This is a genomic window from Sulfitobacter sp. KMM 9851, assembly GCF_057178245.1.
The window spans coordinates 1,853,970-1,873,523 of sequence record NZ_CM169991.1 but is presented as its reverse complement, the minus strand read 5'-3'; the positions used below and the strand labels follow the sequence as shown (position 1 = coordinate 1,873,523).

At 61.7% G+C, this 19,554-nt stretch carries 13 protein-coding genes and 1 tRNA gene; 7 read left to right on the top strand and 7 right to left on the bottom strand.

All coding sequences use genetic code 11. The features are described 5' to 3' along the window. The first annotated feature begins 71 nt into the window (after nucleotides 1–71). Nucleotides 72–155, top strand: a tRNA-Leu gene (locus tag AC1965_RS09175). A gap of 918 nt (nucleotides 156–1,073) precedes the next feature. Further along, entirely contained in the window at nucleotides 1,074–4,016 is a 2,943-nt protein-coding gene (locus AC1965_RS09170; protein WP_483883575.1) for a Hint domain-containing protein, read from the top strand. A 198-nt stretch (nucleotides 4,017–4,214) separates the two neighbouring features. Here the strand turns inward: AC1965_RS09170 and AC1965_RS09165 are convergent, their stop codons facing one another. The 3 genes from AC1965_RS09165 to AC1965_RS09155 all read right to left on the bottom strand — a co-directional run bounded on the left by AC1965_RS09165 (nucleotide 4,215) and on the right by AC1965_RS09155 (nucleotide 8,609). After that, nucleotides 4,215–5,480, bottom strand: a complete 1,266-nt coding sequence (locus AC1965_RS09165) for a SulP family inorganic anion transporter (protein WP_483883574.1) — start codon at nucleotides 5,478–5,480, stop codon at nucleotides 4,215–4,217. Nucleotides 5,481–5,568: 88 nt separating this feature from the next. After that, complete coding sequence (locus tag AC1965_RS09160) at nucleotides 5,569–6,168, bottom strand: nucleotidyltransferase family protein (RefSeq protein ID WP_483883573.1); 600 nt, start codon at nucleotides 6,166–6,168, stop codon at nucleotides 5,569–5,571. A gap of 32 nt (nucleotides 6,169–6,200) precedes the next feature. Next, the gene (locus AC1965_RS09155; protein ID WP_483883572.1) at nucleotides 6,201–8,609 is read right to left on the bottom strand and encodes a GcvT family protein; all 2,409 of its coding nucleotides are present in this window, start codon (nucleotides 8,607–8,609) and stop codon (nucleotides 6,201–6,203) included. Nucleotides 8,610–8,724: 115 nt separating this feature from the next. On the opposite strand from AC1965_RS09155, the gene AC1965_RS09150 reads away from it, so the two are divergent. Together AC1965_RS09150 and AC1965_RS09145 are read left to right on the top strand one after the other, a co-directional pair. Then, a complete protein-coding gene (locus AC1965_RS09150) occupies nucleotides 8,725–10,089 on the top strand; it encodes a DUF2254 domain-containing protein (protein ID WP_483883571.1) in 1,365 nt (454 codons plus the stop codon). Between the two features lie 201 nt (nucleotides 10,090–10,290). Continuing rightward, nucleotides 10,291–12,714 carry a GcvT family protein gene (locus AC1965_RS09145; RefSeq protein WP_483883570.1) on the top strand — a complete coding sequence of 808 codons (2,424 nt, stop codon included), beginning with the start codon at nucleotides 10,291–10,293 and terminating at the stop codon, nucleotides 12,712–12,714. A 67-nt stretch (nucleotides 12,715–12,781) separates the two neighbouring features. On the opposite strand, the gene AC1965_RS09140 is transcribed toward AC1965_RS09145, so the two are convergent. Next, nucleotides 12,782–14,104 (bottom strand): HlyC/CorC family transporter, encoded by a 1,323-nt coding sequence (locus tag AC1965_RS09140; protein WP_483883569.1) that lies wholly within the window; start codon nucleotides 14,102–14,104, stop codon nucleotides 12,782–12,784. A 72-nt stretch (nucleotides 14,105–14,176) separates the two neighbouring features. Between AC1965_RS09140 and AC1965_RS09135 the strand changes: the two genes are divergently transcribed. Beyond that, the gene (locus tag AC1965_RS09135; protein WP_483883568.1) at nucleotides 14,177–15,004 is read left to right on the top strand and encodes a metallophosphoesterase family protein; all 828 of its coding nucleotides are present in this window, start codon (nucleotides 14,177–14,179) and stop codon (nucleotides 15,002–15,004) included. On the opposite strand, the gene AC1965_RS09130 is transcribed toward AC1965_RS09135, so the two are convergent. The 3 genes from AC1965_RS09130 to AC1965_RS09120 are packed head-to-tail and all read right to left on the bottom strand — an operon-like array spanning nucleotide 14,941 to nucleotide 17,691. Beyond that, the gene (locus AC1965_RS09130) at nucleotides 14,941–15,915 is read right to left on the bottom strand and encodes a site-specific tyrosine recombinase XerD (protein WP_483883567.1); all 975 of its coding nucleotides are present in this window, start codon (nucleotides 15,913–15,915) and stop codon (nucleotides 14,941–14,943) included. The genes AC1965_RS09135 and AC1965_RS09130 overlap by 64 nt on opposite strands. A 5-nt stretch (nucleotides 15,916–15,920) precedes the next feature. Beyond that, a complete protein-coding gene (locus AC1965_RS09125; RefSeq protein ID WP_483883566.1) occupies nucleotides 15,921–17,537 on the bottom strand; it encodes a hypothetical protein in 1,617 nt (538 codons plus the stop codon). A gap of 4 nt (nucleotides 17,538–17,541) precedes the next feature. Next, nucleotides 17,542–17,691 (bottom strand): hypothetical protein, encoded by a 150-nt coding sequence (locus AC1965_RS09120; RefSeq protein ID WP_483883565.1) that lies wholly within the window; start codon nucleotides 17,689–17,691, stop codon nucleotides 17,542–17,544. Between the two features lie 82 nt (nucleotides 17,692–17,773). On the opposite strand from AC1965_RS09120, the gene AC1965_RS09115 reads away from it, so the two are divergent. Both AC1965_RS09115 and aroB read left to right on the top strand, forming a co-directional pair. Then, nucleotides 17,774–18,370 carry a shikimate kinase gene (locus AC1965_RS09115; protein ID WP_483883564.1) on the top strand — a complete coding sequence of 199 codons (597 nt, stop codon included), beginning with the start codon at nucleotides 17,774–17,776 and terminating at the stop codon, nucleotides 18,368–18,370. Beyond that, nucleotides 18,363–19,469 carry a 3-dehydroquinate synthase gene (aroB, locus tag AC1965_RS09110; RefSeq protein WP_483883563.1) on the top strand — a complete coding sequence of 369 codons (1,107 nt, stop codon included), beginning with the start codon at nucleotides 18,363–18,365 and terminating at the stop codon, nucleotides 19,467–19,469. Before AC1965_RS09115 ends, aroB begins: the two co-directional genes overlap by 8 nt. Nucleotides 19,470–19,554: the final 85 nt, after the last annotated feature.

Sequence of the window (19,554 nt, the reverse complement as noted above, 5' to 3'; positions counted from 1 at the left end):
GGGGGGCGGGTGCTTGAGCCCGTGAAAATCTGCTTGCCCGTCTCGGCCAAGCAGGCTACATCGCCACTCGTGCCCAAGTGGCGGAATGGTAGACGCAGGGGATTCAAAATCCCCCGCCGCGAGGCGTGCCGGTTCGAGTCCGGCCTTGGGTACCAACCTGTTTTACAGGTTTCCGTTTTTTCCCCAAAGATAACCCACGTCCGGCCCAGGGATTGCCCATAGGCATCCCGGTATCGGCCATAAATCTAACGACAGGTTCCGCCGCAAAACCAAACCAGCGCGGACGATTATCTGCGCAGACATATTTGATTTTGATTCGACACAAATGTGGCAGAGCGGCCGTCGGTTCATCACCAGTTGGCCCGATTGCTGGCCATTGGTTCCAGCTTGCGAACAAGTTCTGATCAATCAAGACCGCAACAAGGCGACAATTCCATCGGCCTTGACCCGCGCAGACTGTTGCCCCTTTAGAAACAATTTCCAAAAATCACGGCCTCGAATTCAGCGCGGACCCGGCTGATCGCCATATTTATATATATAAGTTCGGATTCCAGCCTTTCGCGGTGGAAACAATCCGCACAACCAAAACGGGTAACAAACGGAAATTACGGCAATAATTTAGCGTTATAAGACACTTTTCAGACATTTTTCCCTTTGTTGGTAACGGACGCTTCGCTATGAATGATCTTGCCCAACTGGGGGGCACAAGTCTGTAGGTCACGGGGGCGGCCACATTATTCGCATCTGGGGATGCGGGAGATGTGTGGGCGCAAAGTTTGCGACCGTAATTCACAATGATGCCGGGTCTGCCCCCGGTGTTAGCTGCTCTGACAGCTGTCTCCCGCTTTTTGGTGCAATGGTGTGTGCCGTCCTGACCTGTGGTCGCTGCTCAGCGGGGCGTTTGTGTATGAACGGAGTGAGAGAATGAACGTTACCGACGAGACCAGATTTCCGGCGATGGCCCGGCTGGCAGGTCTCATCTTCGCTTGCTCCGCACCAGATACGTCTCTTTCAACATCATCCAATACGGCCGCGTTGCGCGCCGCACGCAACAACGCTTAGGAGAGCTTACAATGATCAGAACCATTGATTTCAATTCCCTTCCCGCCGGTACTGTGGTGGATGATGAATACGCCGCTCTGGGCGTTGCTGTTTCTGCCAGCGGCGGGTCGGGCCAGGCGATGATTTTCGACAGTTCGAACCCCACCGGGGGTGACGACGATCTGGCGTCCGATACGCTGGGCGGCCTGCTGATCGTGTCCGAAGACGGGGACAGCACCGATCCCGATGACAACGCAGGCGGCGGCAGCCTGTTCTTTGATTTCGAAGAGGGCGTGCGCGTCAAGAGCCTGACGTTCAAGGACATCGAAGAGAACTGCGGCGAAGGCACCCGGATGATTTTCTTTGATGCCGATGGCAACGAGATTGCAAACCACTTTGTCGATCCAACAGGTGACGGCGGCGAACGTACGGTTCAGCTCAACGTGACTGGCGTGGCCCGGATGGAAGTCCGTCTCCAGGGGTCGGGCGCGATCGACAACCTGACATGGGACGATGGCAAGCCTGACACCGGCGGCGAAAACGACGCACCCGTTGCCAACGACGACGAACTGATCATCGACGAAGATACCGTCGGCACTGTCAATGTCCTGACCAACGACACCGACGCCAACGGCGATCCTTTGACCGTGACAATGGCGTCTTGCCCCGTCGGCACAGTTGATATTGGCCCAGATGGCACGCTGACCTTCACGCCCGATGAAAACTACAACGGCGAAACCACAATCAGCTATACCGTCGATGACGGCAACGGCGGCACCGCCACTGGCACCGTCAACGTGACAGTGAACCCGGTGAATGACGCGCCCGAGGCCAATGACGACACCGCCACGACCAGCGGCACCACCGCCGTGATCATTCCGGTTCTGGCCAACGACACAGACGTTGACGGCGACATGCTGAATGTTCTCACGGCCACCAGCGACGACGGCACGGTAACAATCAACGGCGACGGCACCATCACGTTTGAGGCCAACGACGGTTTCACCGGCGAGGCGACCATCGCCTATACCGTGGCCGATCCCGACGGGCTGACCGACGATGCAATCGTGACCGTAACAGTCACCGATCCCACCGGCGCGCGTGACGGCTATGTTGACGGCACTGTGGGCGACGATCTGATCGACACCGCCTATACCGGTGACCCTGATGGCGACATGGTTGATGCCAACGACGAAATTCTGCCCGGTGCTGGCCCCAATGATGACTACGTTCGCGCCGGTGACGGCAACGACACCATCCTGGCTGGAGAAGGCGACGACATCATCGAAGCGGGCGCGGGCGACGATTCAGTCGAAGGCGGTACAGGCTCCGACACCGTTATGGGCGGCGACGGCGATGATGTGATCAACACGGGCAACGGCGAGCTGGCACCCGATCAGGGCTATCCCGCAGCGGGCAGCGATCCGCTTGGTTTCGACCCCGACAGCGATCCCGAAAATGACCGCGACTATGTCGATGGTGGGGCGGGCAACGACACGATCAGCACCGGCGACGACCGCGACACCATTTACGGCGGCGCAGGCGATGACGTGATCAACGCAGGCATCGACGATGATATCGTCGATGGCGGCACTGGCAATGACCGGATCGTAGGCGGCGAAGGCAATGATCTGCTCATTGGTGGGGCGGGCAATGACACGATCTATGCCGGCAACGACCCAGAGCTTGGCCTTGACGTGCTCGACATCCCCGACGTGGCCGATGGCACCAACCCATTTGCCCCAGACCGCAACCCGACCAATGGCATGGACACCGTCTATGGCGGCGCGGGCGATGACGTCATTTATGGCGCCGATGACCGCGACGAGCTGCACGGCGGTTCGGGTAACGATTTCATCGACGGCCAGATCGACGATGACATCATCAACGGCAACACTGGCAACGACACCCTGCTGGGTGGCGGCGGTGACGACAGCATCTCTGGCGGGCAGGGCAACGACATCCTGCGCGGCGGCACCGGCAACGATACGCTGCGCGGCAACCGTGACGACGACCTTCTCGAAGGCGGAGAGGGCGACGATATGCTCGACGGCGGCGGCGAGAATGACACCCTTATGGGCGGTGACGGCAACGACACGCTGCAAGGTGCGCAAGGCGACGATCTGCTCGATGGCGGTGCTGGCAATGACATCATGACCGGTGGTGCCGGTCAGGACACATTCGTCAACGTCAACGCAGGCGACGATGTCGACGGCGGTAGCGGTGCGATCGACTATGACACGCTCGACCTGCGCGGCTCTGCACCAGAGGGCGGTCGGTTGGAGGTCACCTATACCTCTGACGACCGTGAAGATGGCTATGTTGATTACTTTAACGAAGACGGCACCGACGCGGGCCGCCTGAACTTTGTCGAAATCGAAAACGTCATCCCCTGCTTTACCCCCGGCACCCGCATTGCCACGCCAAAAGGCGAAGTGCGCGTCGAGGATCTGCAGGTCGGTGACCGGGTCATCACCCGCGACAACGGCATCCAGACAATCCGCTGGATCGGTGCACGTGACATGACGGGCGCAGAACTGGAAGGGGCAGCGCATCTCAAGCCGGTCCTGATCCGTCAGGGCGCGCTTGGCAATGATCTGCCAGAGCGTGACATGATGGTCAGCCCGAACCACCGTGTTCTGGTGGCCAACGACAAGACGGCGCTCTACTTTGAAGAGCGTGAAGTGCTGGTCGCGGCAAAGCACCTGACCGGCTTGGACGGTATCGACATCGTCGATGTGTCCAGCACCACGTATATCCACGTGATGTTCGACCGCCACGAAGTGATCCTGTCAGACGGCACCTGGACCGAAAGCTTCCAGCCGGGCGACATGTCACTGGCCGGTATCGGCAAGGCCCAGCGCAGCGAAATCCTGGAACTGTTCCCGGAACTGGCCACGCAGGACGGCATCGACGGCTACGCCGCCGCGCGCCGCTCGTTGAAAAAACACGAGGCCAAGCTGCTGATCAAGTAATTCCTGCGGGGGCGCAGGACACGTAATATGCAGCTGTTGTGCTGAGCAATTCAGACCAACGACATAAACGGGGCGGGCAACCGCCCCGTTTTCTTTTTTGCGGGGGTAGAAAGTATCCCAATACAAATCGATTGAGGAGCCGGGCTACGCCCATGAGTCCGGGCTGTTGGGTCAAATGATGAATTTGGAAGGACCAACCTAGCGATCCGGCGGTGTCCAGTCGGTTTCCTCAACCGCCTTTCGCCGCCGCAGTCTGAGGGCCAGCCCGACAGAGACACCGACGCCGATGGCGATGGTCAGATCCGCAAACACGGTCAGCACCAGCGTGAGCAGCAGCAAGATCCGGTCTGACATGCGGGTCTGCATGTAGCCGCGCCATTTGTGAGGTTCGCTCATGTTCCAAGCGGTCAGGATCAGCAAACCCGCCAGTGCCGGCATCGCAAGATACCCCGCTAGGGGCGCGGCCAACAGCATGACCAGTAGGATCGTCAACGCATGCACAATACCGGCCACGGGTGTCTTGCCACCCGCGCGCACGTTGGTGGCCGTGCGGGCAATGGCACCGGTGGCTGGAAGCCCGCCAAAAAGTGCTGAGCCAATATTGGCAAAGCCCTGTGCCAAGACTTCGGCGTTGGGCCGGTGATGGCCGCCGATCATCCGATCTGCCACCATCGCCGACAGCAGCAATTCAATGCTGGCCAGAAAGGCAATGACAAAGGCGGAGGGCAGCAATTCAATGATGCGCCCCATGCTGATGTCGGGCAAGCTGGGACGCGGCAATGTGCTTGGCAAGGCACCGAAGCGCGAAAAGATCGTGTCGACGGGCAAGACTGCCAAGGCAACAGCAGCCGAGGTGACACCAACGGCAACGATCAGCCCCGGAAACCTTGGGGCGATCCGGCGCAGCAGGGTAATCAGCCCCATCGTGACGATGCCAATGGCCAGCGCAGAAAGGCTCAGACTGTCACGGGCCTGCCATAAGGCCTCCATCTTGCCGATGAATTCGGCAGGTACCTTATTCACCGACAGGCCAAACAAATCCTTGAGCTGGCTTGTGGCGATGATGACACCAATACCGATGGTGAATCCATTGATCACGGGTTCGGGCACATAGGCGACAAGGTTTCCTGCGCGGAGGTATCCGGCGACCAGCATGATGATACCTGCCATCAAGGTAGCAAGGATCAGCCCGTCATAACCGTGCTGCGTGATCACGCCGTAAACCACCACGATAAACGCGCCCGTTGGGCCACCGATCTGAACCCGACTGCCGCCCAGAAGCGAGATGATCAACCCGGCAACGATGGCTGTGACCAACCCTTTTTCCGGCCCCGCACCCGATGCAATCGCAATGGCAAGACTCAGCGGCAGCGCCACCATGGCCACCGTCACCCCCGCAATCAGATCACCGACAAACTGCTGGCGGTCATAGGTTTTGAGTGTCGTCAGGATTTTGGGTTTCATGCGCTGATCCAATGCTCTGCTTGCAATAGATGCAACGTCCATCAATCGAATGCGACTATTTGCCTTAACCGCGCCCGGCCACTGCCGGTCAGTCCCGCATCTGGCATCGCCACTTTGCCCAATCCTCCGGCGTGTCGAGGTCCAGCCGCGCGCGGTTGCCGGGCAGGGGGACCAGTTGCACCCGGTCCCCGGCCTGCGCCACCACGCTACGCCCACCATCGTCTCCCGTAAGCTGGGCCATCTGGGCAAACAGCGCAGCGGCAAAGACAATCGGATGGCCCGGCGCGCCCGAAGCCGTCGTCCCGCGCCAGATCAGTGTGTCGCTGTCCAAATCAACCGCCGCCACGACGTGGGCCAGATCGTCTGCCGTCAGATCGGGCATGTCGGCCAAAAGCACCATCGCGGCGCGGGTGCCGGCGGGCAGGGCGGCAAAGCCCGCGCGCAGGCTGGCGCCCATCCCTTTGGCGGCATCCGGCACGGGCAATACGGTGATATCCAGACCCGACAGCGCCGTATATCTCGGGTGCGGCGCAGGTGGCAGGGCCACAACTACCGGGCCGATGCGCTGCGCCATGATCGCCTGACGCCGCAGCAGTGGCTGGCCGCCCACATCTTCAAGCAGCTTGTCGCGCCCGCGCATCCGCGCAGACGCTCCGGCGGCCAAAAGGATCACGGGCAGGTGGGTCATGGCCCCACCTTACCGCCGCACATGGGCAATGCCTAGCCGCGCATCCGGGCACCATCGGCGTCAAACAGCGGGGTCGAAATAACCGTAGCCGGGCGCATCTGGCCCAGAATTTCAATCTCGACCTGCAAACCATCCTCGGCCCGTTCGGTCGGCACAAACCCCATGGCGATGGATTTTTGCGCATGGTGCGAATAGCCCCCCGAGGTGCAGAACCCCACCACGGCACCGTCCAGCCAGATCGGTTCGTAGCCGTGCACATCCGCGTCCGTTGCCGCGACCTCAAAGGCGACCAGCTTGCGCACAGGCGGCGTGGCACGTTCAGCCTCGGCCAGCTCACGACCGATAAAGGCGGTGTTTTTCTTGAAGCTGATAAACCGGTCCAACCCGGTTTCAGCGGCGGTGTAATCGGGCGAAAACTCTGACATCCAAGAGCCAAAGAACCGATCGAGCCGCAGCGACATCATCGCGCGCATACCGAACGGGACCATGCCATGATCCTGCCCCGCGGCCCAAAGCACGGTCCAGAGCGCGCGTTGGCCCATGGGGTCGCAGTAAATCTCATAGCCTAGATCGCCAGTATAGCTGACGCGTTGCACGATACAGTCGACCATCCCCACGGTCATACGGGTGACGTCGAGAAACTTCATCGCCGCCACGTCGCTGCGGGTGCAGGCCTGTAGGACATCGCGCGCCTTTGGCCCGGCAATCTGAAACCCGGTCAGCGCGTCCGAGATGTTCTCGACACAGACGCCGTCCTTTAGATGTTGCAGGAACCAGCGCATGTGAAACGCCTGCGCCCCGTAAGAGGCGGTAAGCTGGAATTCCTCCTCGCCCAAACAGGACATGGTGAAATCCCCGATCAGCTTGCCCTTGTCCGACAGCATGGGCGTCAGGCTGATGCGCCCTTGCTGCGGCACCCGGCCGGCCATGATAAGGTCGAGCCAATCCCGCGCCTTTGGCCCGGTGACGCGGTATTTGCCAAAATTCTGCACCTCGTTGATGCCGACTCCGTTGCGCACGCCCGCCACTTCGCGTGCCGTGGCACCAAAAGCGTCCGAACGGCGGAAGGACGGCGTTTCAAAGGTCGGCTCATCCCCTTGGGCAAAGTAGTTTGCCACCTCCAGCCCGTATTGCTGGCCCCAGACGGCCCCCATGCCGCTAAAGATGTCATACATCGGCGTGGTCCGGTACGGGCGCGCGGCGGGCAGTTCCTCGTTCGGATAGGACACGGAAAAGCGTTTTTGATAGTTCTCCGTCACCTTGGGCAGCGTATAGCCGGGCGATATCCACTTACCAAACCGCGCCACGTCCATCGCCATCACATCGCGTTCGGGTTCACCCTCGATCATCCACTGCGCCAGCGTCAGTCCGACACCGCCGCCCTGACTAAAGCCCGCCATGACACCACAAGCCGACCAATAGTTGCGTACCCCCGGCACCGGACCGACCAGCGGGTTGCCATCAGGGGCAAAGGTGAACGGCCCGTGGATCACCGATTTGACCCCCGCCGTTTCAAGGATCGGGAAGCGCTTGTAGGCGAATGCAATGCTGTCTTCGATCTTGTCGAAATCATCCGGCAACAGTTCGTGGCCAAAGCCCCAGGGTGTGCCGTTCACCGCCCACGGTCGGCAGGTCTGTTCATAAAAACCAATGCACAGCCCGCGCCCCTCCTGCCGCAGATAGCTTTCGCCTGCGGGGTCCATCACATGTGGATGTTCCGCGTCGCGGTTGTAGATATCGGGGATGTCGTCGGTGACGATATATTGGTGTTCCATCGGGTGCAGCGGGAAATAGATGCCCGCCATCGCGCCCACTTCGCGCGCCCAAAGCCCGCCCGCGTTAATCAGGTGTTCGGTGTGGATCGTGCCCTTGTCGGTCACCACATCCCAGGTGCCATCGGGGCGCTGGTTGGTTTCGCGGACCATACAATGTGTTTCTATCGTCGCGCCGCCCATGCGTGCCGCCTTGGCATAGGCGTGGGTGGTGCCAGACGGGTCCAGATGCCCGTCGAGCGGATCATATAGCCCGCCGATAATACCATCCATGTTGGTGATCGGCGCGATTTTGGCAATTTCCTCTGGGCCGACAATCTCGGTGTCCAGACCCATAAACCGGTGCTTGGCCCGTTCGGCCAGCATCATGTCAAAGCGTTCTTGGGTATCGGCCAACGTGACACCGCCCACATGGTGCAGCCCGCAAGACATCCCGGTGATCTCTTCCAGCTCTTTATACAGCCGGATCGTATAGCCCTGAAGGGCGGCCATGTTGGTGTCGCCATTAAGCGTATGAAACCCGCCCGCCGCATGCCAGGTAGATCCTGATGTCAGTTCAGACCGTTCGACCAGCATGACATCCGACCAGCCCAGTTTGGTCAGGTGATACAGCACCGAAGCGCCGACAACACCGCCCCCGATGACAAGCGCACGTGTGGTGGTCTTCATGGGATTCTCCAGCATTGTTCACCCGAAACCTGCCAAAGCGGGCCCGCGCCTTCATGTAGGTTTCCGACGCAGTTGGTCGATTTTGGCACATGACGCACGGGCGCGCGCCGCTTGGGTGAAATTCGATTTGGTCGGTTGGCGCGGCGGTAAAGCGTGCTATCTGTCGGCAATGAAACTGGAAAACCTCATCCCGCAGACCCTGCTGCGCAAGACGCGCGAATATACCCGCAAACTTTGGGTGCGGGTGGTGATCATGGGATTGCTGGCTATTCTGGCGCTGGGGCTGACGCAACTGGTCGAAAGTTTTGTGCCCAAGGAACTGGCCACCAGCCTGACGGGCGAGGCGGCGGACCGACTGTTGCAGATCATAGCGGACGCCATGCTGGCGGTGACGATCTTTTCGATCACCATCATGGTGACCGTCTACCGCGCGTCCTCGGCGCAGTTCACACCACGCGCGCACCGCCTGATCATTCAGGACCGTACGACGCAGAACACGTTGGCGGTGTTCATCGGGGCCTATGTCTATGCGCTGATCGCGATCATTCTGCGCGAATTGGGCGTCTATGTTGACGAACGCGCGCTTGTGCTGTTTGCCACGACGGTGCTGGTGCTGGCCGTTATCGTCATCTACCTGATCCGCTGGGTGCTGCACCTACAGGGCTTCGGCAGCCTGATCGACACCACCCGGCAGATCGAACGGGTCACCCGCGCCCAATTCAAGGAACGTCTGGATACGCCTTGCCTGGGCGGCCATGCCCTGACCGCCGCGCCACCCGATGACGCACGGGTCATTTGCGCCCACGAAAGCGGCTATATCCAGCATATCTATCCCGAAGCGCTGGACGCGCAGGCCGCAGATCATGGGGTCGCGTTGTATCTCACGCGCAATATCGGGGATTTTGTCTTTCTCAACGAACCCCTGCTGATGGCGGCCCCGCGCGGCGCGCCAAAAGACAGTGACCACGATTGGGAAAGTCTGGAGGAGGCGGTCCGTGACAATATTCGCCTGGGCGATCTGCGCAGCTTTGACCAAGATCCGCGTTTCGGTTTGGTGGTGATGGGCGAGGTGGCGTCGAAAGCATTGTCGCCGGGCGTTAACGACCCCGGCACCGCCATCGACGTGATCACCCGCATCGGGCGGATACTGTCGCTGTATTCTGACGAGGCCGCGGCCAAACGCGAGGTTACGCTGTCGCATCTGCATGTTGCACCGATCCAACCAGACGACTTGATCGAAGACGGCTTTGGCCCACTGGCCCGCGACGGTGCAACCGTGGTCGAAGTGCAACAAATCCTGCAGGAGGTGCTGGCCGGGCTGATGCGCCACCCGGACATCGGGCTAAGCAAGGCCGCGCGGGCGGCGGCGGAGGTGCATTTGCAGCGCGCGTTACAGGCGATTGGTTTTGAGCCTGACCGGGCGCGGGTACTGAGTGCTGCGCGCAGTGATGTGCGCGATGCGGTCACCCAAGCTCGGTAACCAAGCCGCCGGTGCTGGGGGCTTTGTAATCCCCAAGCCCGCCGCCAAGTTTATGTGGAAAATTGACGCGGGCGGCAGGCGGTGGGCTGCAAAAGCCGTGCCTCTTGGCCTTTGGCGACCATCTGTGTCGGTTATGGGCAACCCTGTTCCCCCGTGCCGGGGCGAGGATGGGGCCAGAGCATTGTCACATCAGGAGCCAACATGCGCACCCATGCCCAGGCTGTCATCATCGGGGGCGGCGTCATTGGCTGTTCTATCCTTTATCACCTGACCAAACTGGGCTGGACCGATGTTGTGTTGCTAGAGCGCAATGAGCTGACCTCGGGATCAACCTGGCACGCGGCAGCAAACATTCATGGGCTGCACGACAACAACAACATCACCCGCATCCAAAATTACACGATGGATCTGTACAACGCGCTGGAGGCCGAAACCGGGCAAAGCTGCGGTGTGTTTCAGCCCGGATCACTGTATCTGGCGCAGACTGAGGCGCGCGAACACCAGTTGCGTCTGCAAGCAGCCAAAGCGAAATACTACGGGCTGCCATTTCGCGAGGTCAGCCGCGCTGAAGCCGAAGAATTGCATCCGCTGGTCAATTACGACGGCATCCGCTGTATCATGTTTGAGGAAAATGGCGGCAACGTGGACCCGTCAGGCGTGACCAATGCCTATGCGGTCGGCGCGCGGGCGGCGGGTGCCGAGATTGTGCGCTTTTGCCCCGTCACCGGGACCGAACAGCAGCCTGACGGCAGTTGGATCGTGCGGACCCAAAAAGGCGATATCAGGGCGCAGTGGGTCGTCAATGCCGCCGGGCTCTGGGGACGCGAGGTGGCCGCATTGGCCGGGCTGAAACTGCCGTTGCAACCGACGGAACACCAGTACTTTGTGACCGAAGCGATTGCCGAAATCACAGCCATGGACCGGCGCCTGCCGTCGGTGGCCGACCGCGACGGCGAATATTACCTGCGCCAAGAGGGCAAGGGCCTGCTGATCGGTGCCTATGAAAAAGACATGCGGTTCTGGGCCGAAGAAGGCACACCCTTGGATTTTGCCCATGAACTGTTTCCCGACGATTTGGAACGTATCGAAGACAATATGATGCGCGCCATTGACCGGGTGCCGGCGGTCGGCACGGCGGGGATCAAACGGGTGATCAACGGGCCGATGATCTGGTCGCCCGATGCAAACGTACTGTTTGGCCCGGTGCCCGAGCTGCGCAACTACTTTTGCTGCAACGGGATCATTCCGGGGTTTTCGCAGTCGGGGGGTATGGGGCTGCTGGCCGCAGACTGGATCGTCACGGGCGAAACGCGCTATGACATGTTCGCCTGGGATGTGGCGCGCTTTGGCGATTGGGCCGATGCGGCCTTTACCCGCGCGCGCGTCCGCGACCAATATGCCAACCGTTTCAAAATCCATTTCCCCCATGAAGAACGCGCCGCAGGCCGTGCGGTCCGCAAGCGGCCGGCGTATGACGACCAGCGGGCGCGGGGGGCAGTTTTCGGGTTTAACTATGGCTGGGAACATCCGCTTTACTATGGTGATGACGTGGGTGCCGAGGATCAGACCCACGGCTTTACCCGGCAGGGCTGGTGGGATGTGGTCGGCCACGAGGCGCGGATGCTGCGCGCTCATGCCGGGATCATCGACATCTCGAACTTTGCCAAATACCGGGTCGCGGGGCCGGGGGCTGAGGCGTGGTTGAACGCGCTTTTTGCCAATCGTATGCCGGGGGCGGTGGGGCGGTCCTGCCTCACGCCGCTGATCGGCAAACGCGGCGGGATCGCGGGGGATTTCACCGTAACGCGGCTGGGCGAGGATGAGTTTTGGATCATTGGGTCCGGCATGGCAGAACGCTATCACCAGCGGTTTTTTCGTGCGGTGCCACTGCCGCAAGGCACGGTCTTTGATAGCCTGACGCAGGCGGTCTGTGGGTTCAACGTGGCGGGGCCAAAGTCGCGCGCGTTGTTGCAGCGGTTGACCAATGCACCGCTAGGGAATGCCGATTTCCCCTTCATGCGGTCAAAACGGATCGAACTGGCAGGGATCAAGGTCGTGGCGCTGCGGGTGTCGTTTACCGGTGATCTGGGGTGGGAGCTGCACTGCGCCGAGGCGGATCAACTGGCGCTGTGGCAGGCGTTGCTTGAGGCTGGGGATGATCTGGGCGCGGGGCCGGTGGGATCGCGCGCATTGATGTCGCTGCGGATCGAAAAGGGCTATGGATCATGGGGGCGGGAATACAGTCCGGAATACTGGCCTCAAGAGGTCGGGCTGGACCGACTGTGCAAGCTCGACAAGGATTTTCTGAACAAGGAAGCGCTGGAACAGACGCTGGCAGAACCTGCCCGCGAGCGTCTTGTGGTACTGGCGCTCGATGCGGGGCAGACCGATGCATCAAATGCCGATGCGGCTGGGGGGGAACCGATTTTCAAAGACGGCAAGGGAATAGGCCGGGTCACTTCGGGCGCCTATGGCTTTGGCGTGGGGCAATCGCTGGCGCTGGGGTTTGTGCGCGGCGTCGCGGCCGGCGACGTGGTGCAGGTGATGGTGCTGGGCGCGCCGCATAATGCAGTGGTGCTGGCAGAACCGCCGTTTGATGCGGCGGGCACGCGGTTAAGGGGATAGGCGCGTCAAACAGCGCCAGACCGCCCGGACGGGCTGGCGCTGCCCGGCCCGCATCCAGCCGGAGCTGTTAAAGCGGTCTGATCTTGAGTTGCGTAATCCGGTTGCCCTCGCGCGCCATCACTTCGAACCTGAACCCGTGGAAGGAAAACACCTGTCCCTTGGTCGGGATCATCTGCGCCTCGTGGATGACCAACCCGGCGACGGTATTGGCCTCGTCATCGGGCAGCGACCAGTCCGTCGCGCGGTTCAGGTCGCGGATGGTCATGGCGCCGTCCACCATCAGGTGCCCGTCTTCGGCGGGCCGCACCGGGTGGTCAGCGTCGGGGTCGAATTCATCGGTAATTTCGCCCACGATCTCTTCGAGGATGTCCTCAAGCGTGATCAATCCCTGAAGCGAGCCATATTCGTCCACCACCAGCGCAAAATGGGTGCGGCGGCGCAAGAACTGGCGCATTTGTTCGTCCAGCGTCGAGGTTTCTGGCACGAAATAGGGTTTCATCACCACACTTGCGACGTCAAAGTCCTTGAGTGCCGCAGCTTCGCCTTCGGGTCCGCCGATCAGCTTGTACATGGCGCGCAGCAGGTCCTTGGCATGGACGACACCGATGATGTTTTCGGGATCATCGCGGTAGACGGGCAGGCGGGTGTGATTGGATTGCAGACATTGTTCCAGAATATCAGAGGGGTCTGCCGCGGCATCAACCATCTCAATCCCGGATCGGTGTAGCATGATTTCCTCGACCGCGCGTTCGCGCAGATCAAGCGCGCCCAGGATCCGGTCACGGTCCTCTTTTTCGACAACGCCTTCGGAATGGCCCAGTTGCAGCGCACCCGCAATTTCCTCGCGCACGGCAAGGATGTTGCTGTCCGGGTCGATCTGCACGCCAAAGACGCGCAGGATGCCGCGCACGAACAGCCGCACGGCACTGACGATGGGCGAAAACACCAGTACTATAACACCGATGGGGCGCGACACCAGCGCTGCGGCGCGTTCGGCATTGGTGATGGCATAGGTTTTGGGCAGCACTTCGGAAAACACCAGCACCAGCACCGTCATCACCAGCGTCGCCAGCGCCACGCCGTTTTGCCCGAACAGGCGGGTGAACAGCGCCGTCGCCATCGAGGCGGCGAGGATATTCACCATGTTATTACCCAGCAGCACCGACCCGATCAGGCGTTCGTTGTCTTCGGTGATCTTGAGCGCGCGCTGCGCCCCGCGTGACCCCTTGTCGGCCTGCGCGCGCAGCTTGCCGCGTGATGCGGCTGTCAGTGCGGTTTCAGAACCCGAGAAAAAGCCGGACAGCACAAGTAAGAGCAGGATAATCCCGGCACTGATCCAAAAGCTTGCGTCGAAGAGGGCGGTGCCCGTTTCCATTTGCGTCAATTCCATACACTATATGTTCAGCACTGGTTATGGGCATAGGGGCGCGGTCATTCAAGGGTCGCGCTGCGGGGGAAAACAATGCGCGCGCTACGACATCACGATTTAGGGGTGCTGGACGGTCCGGTGCTGCTGTTTGGCGGGCCCTACAGCAATGTGCAGGCGCTTGGGGCGGTTCTTGCCGTCGCGGCAGAGCGCGGCATCGCGGGCGATCATATGGTCTGTACCGGCGATGTGGTGGCTTATTGCGGGGCGCCAATGCGCTCGGTCGCGGCAATCCGAAACGCGGGCTGCGCGGTGGTGGCCGGCAATTGCGAGGCGCAGCTGGGCAGCGGCGCGCCCGACTGCGGCTGTGGTTTTGATGCGGGCAGTGACTGTGATCTGCTGAGCGGGGCTTGGTATGCCCATGCGGCGCAGGTTTTGGGCGATGCCGACAAGGCATGGATGTCGGGGCTGCCCGATGTGATCAGCTTTCGGCATCAAGGCGCGCGCTATGGTGTGATCCATGGCGGGGTCGCGGATGTGGCGCGGTTTGTCTGGTCGGACGCCCCGGATGCGCTGCTGATCGAGGAATGGCGCGCACTTGAGGAGGCGATCGGCCCGGTCGATCACATCGTCTCGGGGCATTCCGGCCTTGCCTTTATCCGCAACACCCCGCGCGGCTGCTGGATCAACGCGGGCGTTATCGGGATGCCGCCCCATGACGGGCGGCAACAAACGCGTTACGCCCTGCTAGATGGGGGCGAGGTCCAGGTACACCGGCTATCGTATGATGTGGCGGGTGCGATTGCCGACATGGACGCGGCAGGCCTGCCGCGCGCCTACCGCGACGCGCTGCAAAGCGGCTATTGGCCCTCTGAGGATGTACTGCCGCCGGGTTTGCGGCTGCCGTCCTTGGCCAGCGGGTGATGGTCCAGCACCAGTTCGGTCAGACGTTCTTCCAGAACATGGGTATAGATTTCGGTGGTGGCGACATCCGCATGGCCCAGCATGGTCTGGATCGCGCGCAGATCGGCACCATTGGCCAGCAGATGCGTGGCAAAGGCATGGCGCAGGGTGTGCGGTGTGACCTTGGACGGGTCAACGCCGCCGGCTACGGCAAATTCCTTGATCAGCAGGTAGAACCGGTGCCGCGTCAGATGGCCCATTGCTCCGCGTGAGGGAAACAGGAATCGCGAGGCGGGTTTGCCTTTGGTGAGGTTTGCCGCCTCAACCTTGTCGCGCATCGTCAGCCAAGCGGCCAGCGCGTCGCGCGCGGGGGGCGACAGCGGCACCATACGTTCCTTGCCGCCTTTGCCCATGATCAGCAGCAGGCGCGGATCACCGCGTGCGGCACTGACCGGCAGGCTGACCAATTCGCTGACCCGCATCCCCGTGGCATAAAGCAATTCCATCAGGCAGGTGTTGCGCAACTGGTCCGACAACGCGCGCCCGGATTCGCGCGCGGCGTCGAGCAGGCGGTCAACCTCGGCTTCCGACAGGATCTTGGGCAGACGCTTGTCCTGACCCGGCCCGGCAATCTGGACCGCCGGATTATCGCTGCGCAAGCCTTCTTCAAAGGCAAAGCGGTAGAGCTGTTTGATCGCCGACAACCGCCGCGCGCGGGTCGATTTGGCCAGACCCTGCGCATCGCAATAGACCAGATATTCTTCAACATCGTCGCGCAGGACGGAGGTAAAATCGCGGTCGCGCCGGGCCAGCCAGCTGTCAAAGTCCTTGAGGTCGCGGCCATAGGCGAGCTGCGTGTTTGTCGCCGCACCCTGTTCGGCGGCCTGCGCCTCCAGAAAGGTGGAAATCCAGTGGAAAGTTTGAGTGTGCATCAGGCTCATCGTTGTAACAGCAGTATCTGAAGCGAGGCGCGTCGCGCCGTATCTTCGAGACCCAGCGCGCGCAGGGTGGCAAGCGCGTCGCGCAGTGCACCGGAATCGCCGTTGGCCCCGTCGTCCATCAGCGCCAGCAGGCGGAGTACCGCTACGCCAAGTTGACCATCGCGGGCTTGGTCCATCAGGTCGGCGCGCGGAACGGGGGTTGTGAAAGCGGTCCAGATGGCCTCGGCCATCGCGTCATCGGGGCGCGCCTCGGGCGCTTCGCCACGGGCCACGGCAATGTGCAGCGCGCGCGCCGCGCTGGCCTCTGAGGCGGCAGGGCTGTTCGCCGCCACCTCATAGCCTGGTGACAGCAGGGCCACGTCAAAGGCAATCGCCGCCGCCCGCCCGTGCAGCGGCAGGCTGCTGAGTTGGTCGGCAAACAGGGTGGCAAAGGCAACCTCGAGTTCGGCCTCCTGCATGGCGCGCCAGACGTTGGGCAAGGTTTTGGTGACGGCATCGACGCTTGTGGTGCCAAGCGCCGTTTCAAAGCGTTGCAGGGCCTCGACCCGGTCCCATATCCCACCAGAGGCGGCAGGCGCGCGGTCAGTATAGAGCCCCAACAGGTGATTGTCCGGCAGCGCACCGGCGCGGGTCAGCCGCTCTGCCGCCTCAAGCTGGGCTTTCCACCCGGCCAGATCACGCAGATCGGCCACGGCATAGGCGCGCGGCAGGGTGCCACTGGGCAACGGCTCTCCGATGGTTTCAAACAACCGGAAGGTCATCGGGTCCATCTTGCGCGGGGCGCGCAGGGGCGCGGCACCTTCAAAAAGGTCAGGGTTGAGAAAGCGGTCGAACAGATCAAGCTGTTCCTCGCTCATCAGGCCTAGCGCTTGCGCCGAGCCAAAGGTCAGCGCGGCGTTGTCCCAGTTACCGATCCGGGCGCTGCAAAAAATACGGGTGCTGTATTCGCGGGTCAGATGGGGCGATTTAACCAGCCGGGCGCAGGCGCGGTCTTCGGTTCCGGTCAGCAGGGCAATCTGCATCCACAGGTCGAAATGCGCTGTCGATGTGGCCACGCCGGCCTGTTCGATCAGCGACAACGCGGGGTCAAGCGCGCCAAGGTCGCGCAGTTTCTGCACCCGCGCCAAGGCCAGCGCGTCACCTTCGCGGGCCAGCCCCTTGGGGGCCTGTGCCTCGGCCAGCAGCACGGTGTATAGCAGGGCCTGGGCGGCGGGGATATGCGGGTCTGGCAGGTCTTCGATCAGGGTGATGATCTGATCTGACGTACTGTTGCGCCAAATGTCGGCCGGCAGGCCCGTAACGGCACTGGGCACCAGACCGATCTCGCGCGGGGCACCTTCGCCCAGCGGTGTGACGGTGACGACAGGCGCGTTGGCGGAAACCGCGGTGGCCGGTTCGCGCCGGTTCGGTAGGCCAACCGGAGCGGCCGGTGGTCGGCGCGGCACGCTTTGCTTATTTTCCAGCCAATCAATCACCGACAGGGGCTGATCGCCGGTGCCGCCCTGAGGCGGGGAATCGACCTTGGCCCCCTGCGCCGATACGGGCGGCCCGCACAGCGCAAGCAGCAAAAGGCCAAGCGCGCCGCCAGACCGGAACGACATATGCCCTGTCATGCGCTTAATCCGCTTTCAGGGTGATGGGATGGCGGGTTTCCACTTGTTCCGGTGAAAAATCGACTCCGAAAAACGGGCCGAGATAGGCATAGCCCACAAGCCCGATAAACCCAATAACCGTCAGGAATATCAGTAGCTTGAATAGTTTTCCCATAAGATGCGCCTGCCCGAATTTCTGCTTGTTTTGTCCATTCTATATATGGCCTTTTGGGCAAGATCACGTCATTCAGGTAAAAATGAGCGGAATTGAGCAAACCATGGCCGATGGCGGAAAACCGCACCCACGTTACCGTTTGAAAAAGACGGTGGCGATGGTGGGTATGATGGGTGCCGGGAAAACAGCGGTGGGCCGCGCGGTGGCGGTCAAGTTGGGTGTGCCGTTTCTGGACAGCGATGCCGAGATCGAGGCCGCTGCCAATCTTAGCGTGCCGGAGATTTTCAGCCGCGACGGCGAGGCGTTCTTTCGCAAGCGCGAGACCGAGGTGATCGCGCGGTTGCTCGACGAGGAACGCGGCATCCTGTCGACCGGTGGCGGGGCGTTTTTGGCCGAGGTCAACCGCGCCAATATAGCAGCGCGCGGTGTCGCCGTCTGGCTGGACGCGGATCTGGATCTGCTCTGGAACCGGGTGCGCTACAAGGAAACGCGCCCCTTGCTGCATACCAAGGACCCGCGCCGCACCTTGTCTGAACTTTATCATGCGCGGGTGCCGCTGTATGCGCAGGCGGATTTGCGGGTGTCCTGCGCGCCGAACCTGTCAATAGATGCCATGGCGCATCGGGTCATCGCCTGCCTGCTGACGCGCCCCGATATTCTGGAGAGCGTGGATGCGTGAGACAATACGGGTCGACCTGCCGGGGCGGGAATATGATATTGTCGTAGGGCCTGATCTGCTGGCCGAGGCGGGGGCGCATATCGCCCCTTTGCTGCGCCGCCCGCGCGTGGCGGTGATCACCGAAACCCATGTTGCCGGGCTGCATCTGGGCAAGCTGCGCGCCGGATTGGCAGGGCAGGGCATCGAGATGGTGACGCTTGAGTTGGCTCCCGGCGAGGGGACCAAGGACTGGGCAAATCTACAGGCCTGCGTGGACTGGTTGTTGGATCAACAGGTGGAGCGCGGCGATGTCGTGGTGGCCTTTGGCGGCGGGGTGATCGGTGATCTGGTGGGCTTTGCCGCCGCCGTTCTGCGGCGCGGGGTGCGTTTTGTGCAGATCCCCACATCGCTGCTGGCGCAGGTCGACAGTTCTGTGGGCGGCAAGACCGGGATCAACGCCCGCCATGGCAAAAACCTGATCGGGGCGTTTCATCAGCCGTCGCTGGTGCTGGCTGATACCGCCGTGTTGTCCACCATGACGGCGCGCGATTTCCTGGCGGGCTACGGCGAGGTCGTGAAATATGGCCTGCTGGGGGATGCTGCGTTTTTTAACTGGCTTGAGCAGAACGGCCCGGCCTTGGCGGCAGGTGACATGGCCGCAAGGGTCGAGGCGGTGCGCTGGTCGGTGCAGATGAAGGCCGACATCGTGATGCGCGACGAGACCGAGCAGGGCGACCGTGCGCTGCTGAACCTCGGCCACACGTTCGGTCACGCGCTGGAGGCGGCAACAGGCTATTCCCAGCGTTTGCTGCATGGCGAAGGCGTGGCAATCGGCTGTGCGCTGGCGTTTGAGATGTCGGCGCGGCTGGGGCTGTGCGCGCAAGAAGACCCTAGCCGGGTGCGTGCGCATCTGGCGGCGATGGGGATGAAAAAGGATCTGGGTGACATCGAAGGCGATTTGCCCGATGCCGAGGCGCTGTTGGCGCTGATGGGCCAGGACAAAAAGGTCGTGGATGGCCGCGTACATTTCGTGCTGGCGCGTGGAATTGGACAGGCCTTTACCGGCGCCAAGGTCGACAACGACGCGGTGTTGGGGCTGTTGCGGGACGCACTGGCGTAAAAACGCCGCCCGGATCAAGCGGGCGGCGCGCCCCGGACAAGAAAAAGGGCGCGACAGGATACCCCTGCGCGCCCTCATATCTATC

What these genes read in the sequence shown, in the direction of transcription:
- AC1965_RS09125 (WP_483883566.1), bottom strand. Translation starts at nt 17,537, where the DNA reads ATGACAGGGCATATGTCGTTCCGGTCTGGCGGCGCGCTTGGCCTTTTG.
- AC1965_RS09115 (WP_483883564.1), top strand. Translation starts at nt 17,774, where the DNA reads ATGAGCGGAATTGAGCAAACCATGGCCGATGGCGGAAAACCGCACCCA.
- AC1965_RS09140 (WP_483883569.1), bottom strand. Translation starts at nt 14,104, where the DNA reads ATGGAATTGACGCAAATGGAAACGGGCACCGCCCTCTTCGACGCAAGC.
- AC1965_RS09120 (WP_483883565.1), bottom strand. Translation starts at nt 17,691, where the DNA reads ATGGGAAAACTATTCAAGCTACTGATATTCCTGACGGTTATTGGGTTT.
- AC1965_RS09130 (WP_483883567.1), bottom strand. Translation starts at nt 15,915, where the DNA reads ATGCACACTCAAACTTTCCACTGGATTTCCACCTTTCTGGAGGCGCAG.
- aroB (WP_483883563.1), top strand. Translation starts at nt 18,363, where the DNA reads ATGCGTGAGACAATACGGGTCGACCTGCCGGGGCGGGAATATGATATT.
- AC1965_RS09160 (WP_483883573.1), bottom strand. Translation starts at nt 6,168, where the DNA reads ATGACCCACCTGCCCGTGATCCTTTTGGCCGCCGGAGCGTCTGCGCGG.
- AC1965_RS09170 (WP_483883575.1), top strand. Translation starts at nt 1,074, where the DNA reads ATGATCAGAACCATTGATTTCAATTCCCTTCCCGCCGGTACTGTGGTG.
- AC1965_RS09135 (WP_483883568.1), top strand. Translation starts at nt 14,177, where the DNA reads ATGCGCGCGCTACGACATCACGATTTAGGGGTGCTGGACGGTCCGGTG.
- AC1965_RS09145 (WP_483883570.1), top strand. Translation starts at nt 10,291, where the DNA reads ATGCGCACCCATGCCCAGGCTGTCATCATCGGGGGCGGCGTCATTGGC.
- AC1965_RS09155 (WP_483883572.1), bottom strand. Translation starts at nt 8,609, where the DNA reads ATGAAGACCACCACACGTGCGCTTGTCATCGGGGGCGGTGTTGTCGGC.
- AC1965_RS09165 (WP_483883574.1), bottom strand. Translation starts at nt 5,480, where the DNA reads ATGAAACCCAAAATCCTGACGACACTCAAAACCTATGACCGCCAGCAG.